Raw genomic sequence first — 14,807 nt, forward strand, 5'->3', positions numbered from 1 at the left:
TCGTAGACACATCATGCGTCTATAGCATACACTCTTGCTTATGAGGCAAGACCTGGATGTGAACGACGTGGAACCCGACGTCGACGTATTGATCCGCCGACGGATTCGAGGGCTCAGGGCGGCGCGCGGCTGGTCGCTCGATGCCCTCGCAGCGCGCTGCTTCATGAGCCCGTCGACGCTGAGCCGCATCGAAACCGGGCATCGCCGCATCGCTGTCGACCAGCTCGTCACGCTCGCGCGTGCGCTCGGCACCTCACTCGACGAGCTCGTCGAGGCACCGAATGCCGGTGACGTGGTGATCCGCCCCGAACCCGAAGAGACACCGGGGCGAACGACCTGGCTTCTCTCGCGAGAGTCGCCTGGCGGCGTCACCATCGCGAAGATGCGCATCACCGAAGACTTCGATCCCGGTGACGAGCGTCGCGTGCACCCGGGCAACGAGTGGTTCACCGTGCTCTCGGGGACGGCTCTTGTGCACATCGGCGACCACTCACACGTTGTCGAGGCTGGCGAGGCCGCGGAGTTCTCGACGCTCGTTCCTCACCTCATCGAAGCGCGCGGGGGTCCCGTCGACATCTTGACGATCTTCGACAGAGATGGCGAGCGCGCGCACCTGCACGAGCACTAGAAACTCGTCGCGCTCACGAGCAACGCTCCGCGGGACGGGCGGCTACCAGGGAACCAGCGTGCCGTCCCATGACCAGAGCGCCCCTGTTGGGCCATTGTCGGGCAGCAGCGCGAGTCGCAGCACTCCCGTCGCGGCCTCCGCGGGGTCGCCACCGCCTGTTGCGCCAGCAACGAGGTTCGTTTGGCGTCGCCCAGGCGCCAGCGCGTTCACCTTCACATCGGCGCCCAAGGCCTGAGCGGTGAGGAGGGTGACCGCATTCACCGCGGTCTTCGAGCTTCGGTACGCGATTCCGCCGCCCTGCACCCGTTCCCAATCGAACTGCGGATTCGCACCGCTGTTCCAGGTCAGTGACCCCGTGCCACTCGACACGTTGACGATGCGAGGGTGCGCTGAGCGACGGAGTGCCGGAAGCATCGCCTGGGTTACAGCGATGAGACCGAAGACGTTTGTCTCGTAAGCGACGCGCAACTGCTCGATGTCGGTGCCCGTGATGTCTTCGCCGCCGGGATTCACCCCCGCGTTGTTGATGAGAATGTCGAGCTCGCCGATCTGAATTGCCGCCGCCGCAACCGACGTCGCATCGGTGACATCCAGGTGAACGACCCTCACACTCGGGCCGAGTTCGGCTGCTGCCCGCCGCCCTTTGTCGATGTCGCGCGCTCCGATCCAGACAGTCGCGCCGCGGTCGAGTAGCTGTCGCGCGACAGCGAACCCGATTCCACTGTTTCCTCCGGTCACCAGTGCTGTCTGGTGTGATTCGGGTGTCGTGATCTCCGTGGGGAGACGATCAATCTGTGTCATGGGTAATCTCCAACTCCAACGATGTGGTTGCACACTCTACGCTCTTCGCACCTCGTTTCCAACCATTAAGTTGGTAACTTAGGTTCATGGCTTGGGACACGGAGGGAACACGGCGCCGACTGCGCGATGCCGCATTGGTTGAGTTCGCAGAACGCGGCTTCGACGGCACGACAGTTGCGTCGATCGCCGCTCGCTCTGGCGTGAACAAGGAGCGGCTCTACAGCTACTTCGGTGACAAGAGGATGCTGTGGGACCTCGTGCTGGCGACGGAGCTGGAGCGACTTGCCGCATCGGTCGGGCTTGCGGGCGTTGGCTTGGACGATATCGGGGAGTTCGCCGGGGCGACTTTCGATTATCACGCGACGCATCCCCAGCTGGGTCGGCTGCTGCAGTGGGAGGGCTTGCAGGGCGGTCCGCCCGCTGATTCCGCGAGCCGCGCGACGCACTACCGAGAGAAGGTCGAGCGCTTCGCAGCAGCCCAGCGCGAGGGCATTCTCGATGACACCCTCGACCCCGCTCACCTCGTGTTCGCGCTCATCGCCCTTGCCGCTTGGTGGCAGACCGTTCCGCAGCTCGCCGAGATGATCACCGGTGCCGGAGCAAACGACAGACAGGAGCGCGCGCGTCGCCGTCATTTTGTCGTCGAAGCAGCGCGGCGCATCGCGTCGCCGTCACGCATGTGATCAGCGGATGCGCTCGCGCCGCGTTCGCGACAGCATCCTGCCCCGCTAGGCGAAGAAGCCCATGATGATGTCGGCGAGCTTGTAGATCGCGAGGCAGATGAACAGCAGAGCCGTGGCCACCAACACCACGTTGAGGTACCAGCGGTTGCGCCACTGCTTCGGCACGCGGTCCGTGTTGAGCAGCGGCAGCAGCGTGATCGCGAGGAACGGCAAGAACAGTGCGCCTAGCACCCCGTAGGCGATCACGAGGGCGATGGGCTTGCCGATCAGCAGAAGCAGCATCGGTGGGAAGGTCAGCCACAGCAGGTAAAAGCGGAAGTACCTGCCGTTCTCTCGTGAATCGGGGTGGTCGGGCCCCTTGCCGCGCACGTTTCCCCAGAAGTCAGCGAACATGAGCGAGACGCCGTTCCAGACGCCGATCAGCGACGAGAACGATGCGGCAAAGAAACCGATCAGAAAAGCGACGCCGATGACATCACCGTATTTGTCTTTCAGCACGTCGGTGAGCTGCAGCAGGCCCTTCGAGTCTCCGCTGAGCGTGATACCGGCCTCGGCCACAACCGTTGCACCGACGATGAACATCGAGATGACGAAGATGCCCGTCACGACGTAGGCCATTGTATTGTCGATGCGCATCACGCGCATCCATGCTGGGCTCGACCATCCCTTCTCGCGCAACCAGTAGCCGTAGGCCACGAGCGTGATGGTTCCGCCGATGCCGCCGGCCATGGCCAATGTGTACAGCACCGAGTCCTCGGGAAGACGCGGAATCAGCCCGGCAAGCAGATCAGGCAGGTTGGGGCCGCGATGATCGCGAGCCCGACCATCACCACGAACATGATGCCGACAAGCACGGCGGTGATCTTCTCGAACACGGCGTACCGGTTGAACCACACGAGCACGAGGCCGACGAGACCGCAGATGACAGCGATCAGGTTCAGCGGGACGCCGGGCAGCAGCGCGGCGATGGGCAGGGCCGTCGTCACCATCGCCGTTGCCCCGTAAATGAAGCCCCAGAGAATGATGTACGGCGCGAAATACCAGACGGGCCACCGCCCGAGCGTGCGCCAGCCTTCGAAGATCGTCTTGCCCGAGGCGAGAACGTAGCGTCCGGCGCCCTCGACGAGAACGATCTTCATAATGACGCCGACGATGATTGCCCAGAGCAGCGTAAACCCAAACATCGAACCGGCGACGAGCGTCGACACCATGTCGGCTGCCCCCACACCGGTTGCCGCAACGACGAGCCCCGGCCCGACGACCTTCCACTTCGTTCCTGGTTCCTCGGTCAGACCCTGAGCATTTTCCGTCATCCGAGCTGTCCCCTTTTCGTGCGCGCTATTGCGCCATGCATGTGCATCGCACGTTCACACTAAGCCCGCACGGCCGTGCGGCGCGGAGTTATCCACAGACCACGTTATGCACAGACCAGAAGCAAAGCTGGGATACGCCCTTGAGTTCCCCTCCGCCATAGGTGGGGCTCCCGTCACAGCGTATGGTTACCTCACGGGGCCACTCAGGCTCCCCATCAAGGGAGCAGACAGTGTCTGACAAGTCGCCCAAGAAAAATGGCCAGAAGACCGCCGCCACCCGCACTCTCAAAGAGAAGCGCGCCGATAAGAAGGCGAAGGCCGGCGATCGCGCTCAGAGCGACATCGTCGACGCGGTGCACAACAAAAAGCGGTAGTCGAATGCCGTCGCCGGCGAGCATAAGCTAGGCGGCATGGGCGCTGACAGCCGACACCTCCGCACCGAGCTCTCGATTCGCGAGCAGCTGGCCGCGCTGTGCTCACGCGACGTTGATTGGCAGCGCGGTTTTCTGCCTGCGGCCGACGACGATGTGCGGCCGGCCGCCGTGCTGATTCTCTTCGGCGTGCTCGACGAGGCCCCCGCGCGCGACAGCAGTGGCCCCGTTCCAGCAGACCTCGACGTGCTGCTTCAGCGCCGCTCGGCCACTCTGCGCTCGCATCCGGGCCAGATCTCGTTTCCCGGCGGTCGCCTCGAACCACACGACGAGGATGCCATCGCCGCCGCGTTGCGCGAGGCTCGCGAAGAGACGGGGCTCGACCCCGCGGGCGTCGACGTCATCGGAACTTTGCCGGAGGTTCCACTTGCCGTGAGCAATCACACAGTGACTCCGGTGCTCGGCTGGTGGCGGCATCCGTCTCGCGTCGCCGCCGTTGACCACGCCGAAACCGTTGACGTCTTTCGTGTGCCCGTTGCCGATCTGCTCGACCCCGCGAATCGCGTCACGTCGGTTCGCCGCTACGGCAGCCGCACGTTTCGCGCCCCAGCCTTCACTCTCGCGCAGTCTGACACCCTGCTGTGGGGTTTCACGGGAATGGTGCTGTCGAGGCTGTTCGACGAGCTCGGCTGGACAAACCCCTGGAACACGGCGCGCGAACTCACCGTGTGACCACCGCCATCACCGAATCGGAGAATGCCCATGCGCATCGGCTTGAGCGCCTTTCCCCTCACCCCCTTTCACGAAGATGCCGTCGATGAGACATCGTTTGAGCGGCTCGTTTCTCGACTCGCGAGGTCGGGCGTCGACTCGATCGGTGCTCTCGGCTCAACGGGCTCCTACGCCTACCTGACCCGTGAGGAACGCTCCCGTCTCGGCCGGGTCGCCGTCGAGGCGGCGGAGGGAACGCCGATCATCATCGGCATCGGCGCCACACGCACGGCCAACGTTCTCGCGCATCTGCACGACGCCCAGGATGCCGGAGCGAGCGCCGTGCTGCTTCCGGCGCTTTCGTACCAGCCGCTCAGAGATGCTGACGTGTTCGCCCTCTTCGAAGAGGTGACTCGCGACCTCGACGTTCCGCTCATCGTCTATGACAACCCGGGAACAACGCACACGACATTCACGGCTGAGCTCTATTCCCGCATCGCCGAGCTGCCCCACGTGGCCGCGATCAAGATACCCGGCGTCCCTGCTCACCTCCACGACGCTGCCGCGCACATCGCGAATCTTCGTCACCAGCTTCCCGAGCAGACGGCCATCGGTGTCTCGGGCGATGCGTTCGCGGCCGTCGGTCTCGCGGCAGGATGCGATGGCTGGTACTCCGTTGTCGCCGGAACGCTGCCACGAACGGCGCAGAGGATCATGGAGCCCGCGAGGCGTGGTGACACCGAGGCTGCGCGCGCGGCATCCGATTGCCTGTCGCCGTTGTGGAAGCTGTTTGCCAGCCACGGCAGTTTTCGCGTGGTCGCAGCTGTCGCTGAAGAACTGGGGCTTGTCGGCCCGCAGTGTCTGCCGCATCCGATCGTTGGACTCAGCAACGCCGAGAGGCTCACCGTTCGCGCGGTCGTCGATAACCTGAACCTGCGCGACATCGAGGTGTGAGACGTCGTCAGTTCCCGTCGGCAGCGAGAATGTGCGCAAGGGGGCCCACCGACAGGCCGCCGTCGACCGGCAGGGTGACACCGGTGATCCACGCCGCGTCGTGTGAAGCGAGAAATGCCACGGCGGCGGCGATTTCGTCGGGCGTTCCCGGCCTGCCCATCGCGGTGAGCCGGCCGAACTCCCGCATGTCCCGTTCCCCCTCGGCGCCGCGCTCTGTCCACACGCGGGTCGCCGTCGTTCCGGGAGCGACGGCGTTGAACCGAACCCAGCCGCTTGCCGCGTCCACCGTTCCCCGAGCGTTCGCGCCGTACTCGGCCGCGAGGTTCTTCATCGCGTTGATCACCCCAGCCTTCGCCGCCGAATAAGCGACACCGCCGCACGCGATCAGTCCATTCACCGAGGCCGTCGCCACAACCGCGCCTCCACCGGGCGCCTCGAGCAGGTGGGGCAGCGCCGCGCGGATCACCCGCATCGAACCCGAGAGCGTCGGATCACTCTGCCGCTCCCATTCCGCATCGTCTGTGTCGGCGAAGGGCACACCGCTCGCGACTCCCACGTTGCTCACGAGCACGTCGAGACGTTCGCACCGCTGCACCGTTTCGGCGACGGCGCGCTCGACAGCGCCGCGCTCGGTGACGTCGCAGTGCACGGCGTAGGCGGCGCGGTCGCTGCCAACGCCGGGTGCAACAAGCTCGTTGATGGCGGATGCTGCATCAGCGGCAGCATCCATGTCGATGTCGCCGATCACCACCGTCGCGCCTTCTTCTGCCAGACGGCGTGTGCAGGCGAACCCGATTCCGTGCGCGCCGCCCGTGATCAACGCCGCCCTGCCCTCGAACCGCTTCATGCGACCTCCTCGTCACGCGATGTTCTCAGAGTGTCACACCAGGCTGCCGCTGCACACCGTGGGTTCAGGCGGGCCGACGCACCTCGAACAGCTCGCACAGCGTGTCGTAGTAGGCATCGCTCTGCCCCAGATGCGTCATGCCGATGCGCCGGCACACCGCCATTGACGCCGCGTTCTCTGGGTTCGTCACCGCGACGACACGTTCGAGCCCGGCCTCCCAGGCGTGGTCGAGCACGCGCCGCGCCGCCTCGCTCGCAAAGCCCTGCCCCCAGGCATCCGGGTGAAAATGCCAGCCGATCTCCGTGTCGCCCGAGGGCACGCCCGCGCCCGACGCGGGAATCGATGTGAGAAGCAGCGCGCCGAGCAGCTGGTCATCTGCCGTGCGCTCCACGGCCCAGATGTGATGAATCGGATGCTGCAGCTCGCTCCAGCGCTCGAGCAGCTTCACAGCCTCGTCGCGCTCTTGCATCACGTGGCCGTGCCCGATGTAGCGCCGCACCTCGTGCCTCGAGTACATGTCGAACACGAAGTCGGCGTCTCGAGCCGTCCACGAGCGCAGGGTCAGGCGGTCAGTCTCGAGATGGTGAAGCACCCGTCAATGTTTTCACACGGTATCTGCCAGCATCCACCATTCGTTCAGGCTGACGATGTTGCATAGCGTGACAGGAATATGTTCGTTGGGGAGGGCACTATGAAGTTCAGAACATTCGTACTCACCGTGATCGTCGGGGCGATCTTCTTCAGTCTCGGCGTGAAAAGCGAACGTGGCGAGTTCGATGACGCCAAGAAGCGCGTCAAGGCGTGGTCGAGCCCGGCCCTCAAGGAAGCCCGCAAGCGCGCCAAGCGCGTTGACAAGCAGCTCGCAAAGAAGCTGAAGTAGCCGAATGGGTCTGTTCTCGCGCACGCCGGATCCGGCGCCCGCGCGTCCGACTCGAACCCTGTGGACCGATGGGTTCGGTCGGCTGGCGACGCGATGCATCCAGATGATCGCTGTGCTCGCCATTGTCGCCGTCGCGATCTACGGTCTTATGCAGTTGAGCCTTGTGCTCATCCCCGTTGTGCTTGCGCTCATCTTCGCATCGGCGTTCAACCCGCTGATGGCGTTCATGCGACGCAAGGGGGTTCCGAGTGTTCTCGCGACGATCATTGCGCTTGTGGGCTCACTGCTGATCGTCACCGGCATCGTCTGGCTCATCGTGTGGGCTGTGCGCACACAGTGGGACGAGCTGATCGATTCGGCGAACGACGGCATCACCCAGCTGCAGGGGTACGTTGAGCACCTGCCGTTCTCGATCGACCAGGCGCAGATCGATAACCTGCGAGACACGGCCGTCGACTTCGTCACCAGCGCCCAGTTCGGCTCGGGTGCCCTCGCCGGGGTATCGGCGACCGCGAGCTTCCTGACGGGGCTCGTGCTCATGATGGTCGTGCTGTTCTTCTTCTTGAAGGACGGCCCCGCCATCTGGGAGTTCCTGCTTCGCCCGTTCGAGGGCGAGCGCTACGAGCGTGCGCGCCGCATCGGCGACAAAACGGTGCAGACACTCGGCGGTTACGCCCGCGGCACGTCAATCATTGCCGCCGCCGACGCGATCGGAATCGGCATCGGCCTTGCGATCCTGCAGGTGCCACTCGCGGTTCCGCTTGCCGTGATCGTGTTCCTGACGGCGTTCATTCCCATCGTCGGGGCGACCGCCGCCGGCATCCTGGCCGCCCTTGTCGCGTTGGTTACCAACGGTCCGCTCGCCGCGGTGATCGTGATCGGTATCGTCGTGCTGGTCAACCAGCTCGAGGGCAACTTCCTGCAGCCGGTCGTCATGGGCCGGTCGCTCAAGCTGCACGCCCTCGTGATCTTGCTTGCGTTGACGGCCGGAACGATTCTCGGCAACATCATCGGCGCCGTTCTCGCTGTGCCGATCACGGCGGTCGCCTGGGGCATCGTCACGGTATGGAACGGCGAGAACGAGCCGGCCGCCCCGATGAAGAAGAAGCGCCCCGAGATCGCATAGCCCGTCACGCCAGTGCTGGCGCTCGAGAACGTGAGGGTCAGAATCTGACGGTGACGGGCCAGCGTACGTGGCAAACGCCCTCGAACTGGGGGTACCCGGCGGGTGGGTCAGGCGTGCTAGCCTCCCCGCACCAGACATCCGTCAGCCGAGAGGCAGCTCGTGACAGCGTCCCCCATTCGCCGCCGTGCTGGAGTTTCAGCACATCTCGCGCGCATCGTATTCCTTGTCGTCGCCACGATCCTGGCGCTGATACTGATTCGTCCGACCCCCGCGCAAGCCGCGATTTCCGACGTGACGCCCCCAGCAGATGGTTGCGTTGCGTCCGAGTTTGGTGCCGTTTCGATGGCAGAATCCACGGGCCCTCAATTTCTCACTCTCGCGTTCGATGGTCCGGTCATCCGAGCCGTCATTGAGTGGACCGGCATCTGGCAACCTGCACCCCTTGACCCGACCATCGGCGTCGAGGTGACCGGCCCAGGTGGCACTGCCTCGGGCACGTTCGCTGGCTCCGAGTCAACGGACGCAACCGGCCTCCCCGTCACGCCGGCAGCCACCGCATATGGATACGCTGCCGATATCACCGGCCTGTTCACCGGCAATGCTGCGGGTACATACACGGTCACCGTGACACCTCCGGTCGATGGGATCGATGGAGGTGAGAACCGCTGGGGTGGCGCCACCATAACCGCAATCTACGACGATTCCCCGTGCACCATTGACTCCACAACAGTCTGGAAGACCGGTGTCGACTACTACTACGGCGGCAATTCCACCTCCTCGCCCACTACCGATCTCATCGTCTACGACTGGGGCTACCCGCTTCTCGAGGATTACACGGCTTCATTCACAACCTCGGCGGTTGGCATGGATTATGACACGTCGGACTGCCGGGCTTCATCGATCTGGGTAGCCACGGGCTCCGGTACGGCTCCGTCAACAAACGCCGATCTCGTCGATGACGACGGAGTTCCAAACCCCGCCCTCGGTGGCGTTGAGGGCGTCACCAACCCGTTCTCGCCGCCGAACCAGCCATGCCCTTCGGCGGCCGTCACCGTACCAGTGACGTCCTTCACCCCCGGCAACGTTGGCCCGGAACAGGCGTTGGTTCAGTTCGACATGGTGATTCCCGCGGGATCCACCTGGGCTGCCATCCAGCTCGAATCGCCCAGAGACAACAGCGGTTTCCCTGGCCAGCCTGAGAACGGCATCTGGGCCGGCGCCGGACTACTGCTCCTCCCTGCGTTCGTGCCACCCGAGCCAGATGTCGCGCTGGAGAAGACGGTCCTCGAGGGGGCCGATGCGACGTGCCCCGGCATCGAGGGCACTGACGAACGTGTCGCAGGCGATGCTGGGACCCGGGTTACATACTGCTTCACTGTCACCAACACCGGAGAGGTGCCGTTGAACCCCGTTGAGCTGTCCGATTCGGACCTGGGCGTCACCCAAGACGACATGACCCTGGTCTCCGGTGACGATTCTGTTGATCTGGGGCCCGGGGAGGAACTCGTCTACTCCTACTCCTCGACAATCACCGCCAGCCTCGTGAACACCGCCACTGTCACAGGGCACCCCATAGACGACGGTGCGCCGGTGACGGCGAGCAACGACGCTGAGGTACAGCAATACGTGATCAGCGGAACCGTCGCATCGTTCTGCGAGGCGAATGCCCCCTACCTCGCTTACGACATCCGAACAACCGCCCCGGGAACGACTGCCACCATCACGTTTGCCGGAAATGGCGGCTCCGAGACCGTGACCGTGCCGATCGGAGAAGGCGAGGTTCTCTGGCCCGGAGCCAGCGTCGGCGCGGATGGAGTCGGGACCGACTGGCCGGGTTGGGATCAGGATGCTGACGGAACCTGGTTCGAGAACCCGGACAATGCATATGCGTGGGCGAACGGGGACGTCGACGTCAAAGTCACTGTCAATCCCAGCACCGATCCGGTCACCGTTGCATACCCGACAGGCACATCAACGTGCGTGACGGCACCGCAGCCCACTGACTCGTCTCCAGACGTTCCTCCGGCAGCGGACGATACGCCCACGTCGACCCAGGACGCGCTTCCGCTGACCGGCAGCGCTGATCCGGTGGGCCCGGTCGGTCTGGCTATGGCACTGCTGCTGGCCGGAGCTGGGCTCGTGATGTTCTCGCGCAGGCGTATGCGGCGCTCGTAGCGCTGGCGAGCGCTACGAGCCTTGCGCGAGGCTCGAGAATCGCGGACCGACTTTCACTATGTAAAGCGCGTGGTCAATAGTGAAAGTTGGCCCCCGATTGGGGTAGCAGGGCGAGCAGGCAGCACGCGTCACGTCGCACTGGGCAGCGGCGCAAAACGCGGACCATAGGATGCCGCGAGCACAGCGGCGCGCGCGGCAAAGCCCTCCGCACCACCCGAGTACGCCTGGCAGAACCGCGCGGCCCCGCCGGTCGCCGCGGGGAAGCCCGCGTCGATCGACGCGACGTTTACCTCGGCATCACCCAGAGCCTCAGCGGCCTGCACACGTGATGCGGCGAGCGCCGGCGCGAACAGCATCCGGTCAACCAAGTCGGCAAACGGGGCATCGACCCAATCGCTCTCACTCGGCTCGAGCGCACGCGTGTCAACCCGCTTCAGAACACCATCGCTCCAGCCAGCGCACCGCGCGGCCCGGTCGACGACCTCCGGGTCGGCGCCCGCACGCACCGCCGCGATCGCCTCCGCCAGCACCGCCTCGTCGACGACGGCGCTCACGTCAGCGCGAGCATCCTCCGTCTCATCAGAAACCCGCTGCCTGTCGAAGAACGCGTCGATGAGATTGCGTGCCTCCTCCGAGTGCGACAGGTGCACGAAGTATCGCGTCTCGATCTGCGACGCCGTCTCGGCATCGACGAGCGAGCCCTCGACGACGGCGGCCATCGCCGCACGCGGAGCAGGCAGGTTTCCCGCCTTCGCGTGAGCGGTGGCGATCCAGCCCGGCAGCGTGTCTGCAATGCGCGCGTCGCTGCCGTTGCCGCCCGGAATGCGAAAGCCGCGCTCATCCCAGGGTTTCACCGGGGCGGGGTGCGCGCCGATCCAGTCGCGGGCGGATGCTGTCGCCGCAGCAACATCAGCGGCGACCTGGTCGATGATGCCGATCTCGAGCGCGGCCGCGGCATCCATAGTCTCCGCAGGCAGAATCACGCGAAGCGCCGCCTCGATGCCGATCATGCGCGTGAGGCGCACCGTGCCTCCCGCACCCGGAAGCAGGCCGAGTCCCACTTCGGGGAGCCCGACACGCAGACGCGGGTCGTCGACGGCGATGCGGCGATGACAGGCGAGCGCGAGTTCGAACCCTCCTCCGAGTGCGGAACCGTTCAGCACGGCGACGACGGGCGGGCCCAGCGTCTCGAGACGTCTCAGATCGTGCTTGATGCCGTCGAGCCGGGCCGACTCGTCTTCTGCTCGCGCCGGGTCAGTCTGCCGCAGCAGGGCGAGGTCGCCGCCCGCGCAGAACGAGCGCTTCGCCGACGTCACGATCACGCCGCGCAGTGAGTCTCGGTCTCGCTCGAGCCCATCGACGACGGCACGCATGCTCGCGACGTACGCAGCGTTCATCACGGTGACAGGCGCGTTCGGATCGTCGAGCGTGAGCGTTGCAATGCCGTCAGCATCCGCGCGGGTGACGACATCGCGCCCGCCGGGGGCCGACGTCGCGGTTCTCGTGTTCGCGGTCATTCTGTTCTCCGTTCAACCTCGCGTGAGCGCATTCGGGTCACACTCGCTCGATGATCGTCGCGATGCCCATGCCCGAGCCCACGCACAGGGTGATGAGGCCGCGGTGCAGGTCGCGTCGCTCAAGTTCGTCAAGCAGCGTGGCGACGAGCATTGCTCCTGTCGCGCCGAGCGGGTGGCCGAGCGCAATCGCCCCGCCGTTGACGTTCACCTTCTCGTGCGGCACGTCCATCTCGCGCATCCACCGCAGCACAACAGAGGCGAACGCCTCGTTCACCTCGAACAGATCGATATCGGATGCCGTCAGGCCAGCGCGCTCGAGCGCTTTGCGTGTTGCCGGGCCGGGGCCGGTGAGCATGATTGTCGGGTCGCTTCCCACAACCGCGGTCTGCACGATGCGCGCCCGCGGGGTCAGCCCGAGCCGTTCACCGATCTCGCGGCTGCCGATCACGGCGAGCGCAGCCCCGTCGACGATTCCAGACGAATTGCCCGCCGTGTGCACGTGGTCGATGTGCGGAACTTCCGGGTATCGGCCAAGGGCCACGTCGTCGAAGCCGAACTCCCCGATGCGGGCGAAGGCTGCCGGGAGGTTCGCAAGAGCGTCGGCGCTCGTTCCCGATCTGCGGTGCTCGTCGGTGTCGAGCAGCATCTTGCCCGTGATGTCTGTGACGGGCACGACGGAGTTCTCATAGCGCCCGTCTGCCCACGCCTGCTCTGCTCGGCGCTGCGATTCGGCGGCGAATTCGTCGACCTGTCGGCGGGTGAATCGCTCGATTGTGGCGATGAGGTCGGCCCCGATTCCCTGCGGAACGAACCCGGAGTCCCACGCCGTTGTGGGGTCGTGGGCGATGGCACCGCCGTCGCTGCCGAGGGGAACGCGCGACATCGACTCGACGCCGCCGGCGAGCACAAGGTCTTCGAACCCCGAGGCAACCTTCTGCGCGCCGATGTTCACAGCTTCGAGCCCCGAGGCGCAAAAGCGATTCAGCTGCACGCCGGGAACCGTTTCAGGCAGCCCGGCGGCGAGCGCTGCGGTGCGGGCGATGTCGCTTCCCTGCTCACCCACCGGCGAGACGACGCCGAGCACCATGTCGTCGATCATGTCGGGATTGAGGGTCGGATGCCGCTGTCGCAGTGCCTCTACAAGCCCTGTGACTAGGTCAAGGGGTTTCGTGCTGTGCAGCGCACCGCCGCGGTTCTTGCCGCGCGGCGTGCGCACGACGTCGTAGATGAAAGCTTCGCCCGGCATTCTCACCTCACTGTGATGGTGAGCCCAGCCTACGCATCCGATGCGACGTTGCTCTACCCTGTTTACGCATTCGGACATCTTGCGACGCTGACGGCATGTTGGCGCCGCCACCACGGCGTGTCACCGCGCGGTTCCGAATGCCTGACCAGCTCGGCAGCGCGCATACGATGGCACGGTGAGCAGGCGCCGAGAGTTAACCGATGTCTAGCCCGAGTGAACGTCTCGCCGTCGGGCAGCTCGGCGCGCTGCTTCTCGATGCCGGAGTGTCGGTCACCGACACCCGCACGATGCTCGTCGACAGCATCCCGCAGACCCTTCGCGACGAGCTGAGCATCGCCGTTCTGCCCGCGAACGTCTTCATCGGCGAAACGGCGACGGCGAACGCATCGATCGTCGAGTCGCCGAAAGAAGATCTCTCGCTGCTGCAGGCCGCGCGCACGCACCGTCTGATGCAACGCCTCGCAGCGGGCACAAACACGCTGCAGGAGGCAGCGGCTCAGATCGCCTCGATCCGCGCCGAACGCCCGCGGCATCCTGACCTGCGCTGGGTCCTCGGCAACGCCCTCATCTCGGCTGGCCTCGCCACGCTGTTCCGCTGCCCCTGGTGGGCGATCGTGCTGGCGCTCGTCGTCGGCATTCTCGTCGGCGGCGTCATGACGTGGGTGCGCCGCCTGCCCGGCTCCGTCGCGATTCTGCCGTTTCTCGCGGCCTTCGTCTCGACGCTGCTCGTCGGCGGCGCTGCCCAGGCGCTCGCTCTCGGCGACGTTCCGCTGTTCGCGATCTGCGCGCCCGTCGCGCTGCTCGTTCCCGGCGCCCTCATCACCAACTCGCTTCTCGAGCTCACCTCTGTCGACACCGTCACCGGCACGTCGCGGCTCATCTACGGCACCATCATGCTCGGCTTCATGGCGGCAGGCATCGCCGCGGGGGTCGCGATCACGGGCGTGCAGATCAATGCGGCATCCGCCTCACGCATCGGCGAGACACTCTCGCTCTCGACGGCCGCAACCGGTTGGCAGGGGTTTCCGCCCACCTGGTTCGCGTGGCTCGGCGTCGTCGTTCTTGCCATTGGCGTCGGCGTCGCTTTCGGAGCAGACCATGTTCTCATCATGGTGACCATCGTGATGATGGTCGTCACATACGGGATGCTCGTCGGCCTCGGCGTGCTCGTCGGCGATGTCGCCGCGGCCGGGATCACCGCCTGCATCCTGTTCATCGCGGCGCGGCTGCTTGAGCGCACGACGCGCATCGCACCGGCCGTCGCGTTCTTTCAGCCCGCGTTTCTGCTGCTCGTGCCCGGCACCGTCGGCCTCGTCGCGTTGACGTCGCTCGAAGGCGACTCTCTCTTCGCCGCACTCGGAACGTTCGTCAGCCTCTGCATCGGCACGAAGTTGGGCGCCATCGTCTTCGACGTCGGCCGATCCCGCCGCCGCGGGCGCGACACGCTGTCGCCGACGGCATCCTGACCCTGCTGTCCCGAGCTGAAGCTGCCCGCCGTATCGTGTGCCACTTTTTGCTATTTACCAGGCAAAATAGCAGCAAAAGGTGGCACACG

At 65.4% G+C, this 14,807-nt stretch carries 14 protein-coding genes and 1 pseudogene; 9 read left to right on the plus strand and 6 right to left on the minus strand.

Features of this window, described 5'->3' with window-relative positions:
• Positions 1-40 precede the first annotated feature (40 nt).
• Complete coding sequence (locus tag HCR84_RS17145; RefSeq protein WP_166983168.1) at positions 41-628, plus strand: helix-turn-helix domain-containing protein; 588 nt, start codon at positions 41-43, stop codon at positions 626-628.
• 42 nt (positions 629-670) lie between these two features.
• Here the strand turns inward: HCR84_RS17145 and HCR84_RS17150 are convergent, their stop codons facing one another.
• On the minus strand, positions 671-1,429 hold the full coding sequence (locus tag HCR84_RS17150; RefSeq protein ID WP_166983167.1) for an SDR family NAD(P)-dependent oxidoreductase: 759 nt from the start codon (positions 1,427-1,429) through the stop codon (positions 671-673).
• 86 nt (positions 1,430-1,515) lie between these two features.
• Here HCR84_RS17150 and HCR84_RS17155 point away from each other — a divergent pair, with 86 nt between their 5' ends.
• Positions 1,516-2,112 carry a TetR/AcrR family transcriptional regulator gene (locus HCR84_RS17155; RefSeq protein ID WP_166983166.1) on the plus strand — a complete coding sequence of 199 codons (597 nt, stop codon included), beginning with the start codon at positions 1,516-1,518 and terminating at the stop codon, positions 2,110-2,112.
• Positions 2,113-2,157: 45 nt separating this feature from the next.
• Here HCR84_RS17155 and HCR84_RS17160 read toward each other — a convergent pair.
• Positions 2,158-3,425, minus strand: a pseudogene (locus HCR84_RS17160) (Nramp family divalent metal transporter).
• 230 nt (positions 3,426-3,655) lie between these two features.
• Here HCR84_RS17160 and HCR84_RS17165 point away from each other — a divergent pair.
• Genes HCR84_RS17165 through HCR84_RS17175 form a run of 3 tightly spaced genes read left to right on the plus strand, consistent with a single transcriptional unit; the run spans position 3,656 to position 5,461 of the window.
• Complete coding sequence (locus tag HCR84_RS17165) at positions 3,656-3,799, plus strand: hypothetical protein (protein WP_166983165.1); 144 nt, start codon at positions 3,656-3,658, stop codon at positions 3,797-3,799.
• Positions 3,800-3,835: 36 nt separating this feature from the next.
• Positions 3,836-4,528 (plus strand): NUDIX hydrolase, encoded by a 693-nt coding sequence (locus HCR84_RS17170; RefSeq protein ID WP_166983164.1) that lies wholly within the window; start codon positions 3,836-3,838, stop codon positions 4,526-4,528.
• A 24-nt stretch (positions 4,529-4,552) separates the two neighbouring features.
• Positions 4,553-5,461 (plus strand): dihydrodipicolinate synthase family protein, encoded by a 909-nt coding sequence (locus HCR84_RS17175; RefSeq protein ID WP_338040114.1) that lies wholly within the window; start codon positions 4,553-4,555, stop codon positions 5,459-5,461.
• A 7-nt stretch (positions 5,462-5,468) separates the two neighbouring features.
• On the opposite strand, the gene HCR84_RS17180 is transcribed toward HCR84_RS17175, so the two are convergent.
• On the minus strand, positions 5,469-6,308 hold the full coding sequence (locus HCR84_RS17180) for an SDR family NAD(P)-dependent oxidoreductase (protein ID WP_166983163.1): 840 nt from the start codon (positions 6,306-6,308) through the stop codon (positions 5,469-5,471).
• A 64-nt stretch (positions 6,309-6,372) separates the two neighbouring features.
• The gene (locus tag HCR84_RS17185) at positions 6,373-6,900 is read right to left on the minus strand and encodes a GNAT family N-acetyltransferase (RefSeq protein ID WP_235940760.1); all 528 of its coding nucleotides are present in this window, start codon (positions 6,898-6,900) and stop codon (positions 6,373-6,375) included.
• A 99-nt stretch (positions 6,901-6,999) separates the two neighbouring features.
• Between HCR84_RS17185 and HCR84_RS17190 the strand changes: the two genes are divergently transcribed.
• The 3 genes from HCR84_RS17190 to HCR84_RS17200 all read left to right on the plus strand — a co-directional run bounded on the left by HCR84_RS17190 (position 7,000) and on the right by HCR84_RS17200 (position 10,489).
• A complete protein-coding gene (locus tag HCR84_RS17190; protein ID WP_166983162.1) occupies positions 7,000-7,188 on the plus strand; it encodes a hypothetical protein in 189 nt (62 codons plus the stop codon).
• A gap of 4 nt (positions 7,189-7,192) precedes the next feature.
• The gene (locus HCR84_RS17195) at positions 7,193-8,314 is read left to right on the plus strand and encodes an AI-2E family transporter (RefSeq protein WP_166983161.1); all 1,122 of its coding nucleotides are present in this window, start codon (positions 7,193-7,195) and stop codon (positions 8,312-8,314) included.
• A gap of 342 nt (positions 8,315-8,656) precedes the next feature.
• A complete protein-coding gene (locus HCR84_RS17200; protein ID WP_166983160.1) occupies positions 8,657-10,489 on the plus strand; it encodes a DUF7507 domain-containing protein in 1,833 nt (610 codons plus the stop codon).
• Positions 10,490-10,617: 128 nt separating this feature from the next.
• Here the strand turns inward: HCR84_RS17200 and HCR84_RS17205 are convergent, their stop codons facing one another.
• Together HCR84_RS17205 and HCR84_RS17210 are read right to left on the minus strand one after the other, a co-directional pair.
• The gene (locus tag HCR84_RS17205; protein WP_166983159.1) at positions 10,618-12,006 is read right to left on the minus strand and encodes an enoyl-CoA hydratase/isomerase family protein; all 1,389 of its coding nucleotides are present in this window, start codon (positions 12,004-12,006) and stop codon (positions 10,618-10,620) included.
• Positions 12,007-12,043: 37 nt separating this feature from the next.
• Complete coding sequence (locus HCR84_RS17210; protein ID WP_166983158.1) at positions 12,044-13,252, minus strand: acetyl-CoA C-acetyltransferase; 1,209 nt, start codon at positions 13,250-13,252, stop codon at positions 12,044-12,046.
• Positions 13,253-13,452: 200 nt separating this feature from the next.
• Here HCR84_RS17210 and HCR84_RS17215 point away from each other — a divergent pair, with 200 nt between their 5' ends.
• On the plus strand, positions 13,453-14,718 hold the full coding sequence (locus HCR84_RS17215) for a threonine/serine exporter family protein (RefSeq protein ID WP_166983157.1): 1,266 nt from the start codon (positions 13,453-13,455) through the stop codon (positions 14,716-14,718).
• Positions 14,719-14,807: the final 89 nt, after the last annotated feature.

Origin of the sequence: Paramicrobacterium fandaimingii, assembly GCF_011751745.2 — a bacterium.
GTDB classification, from domain to species: Bacteria; Actinomycetota; Actinomycetes; order Actinomycetales; family Microbacteriaceae; genus Paramicrobacterium; species Paramicrobacterium fandaimingii.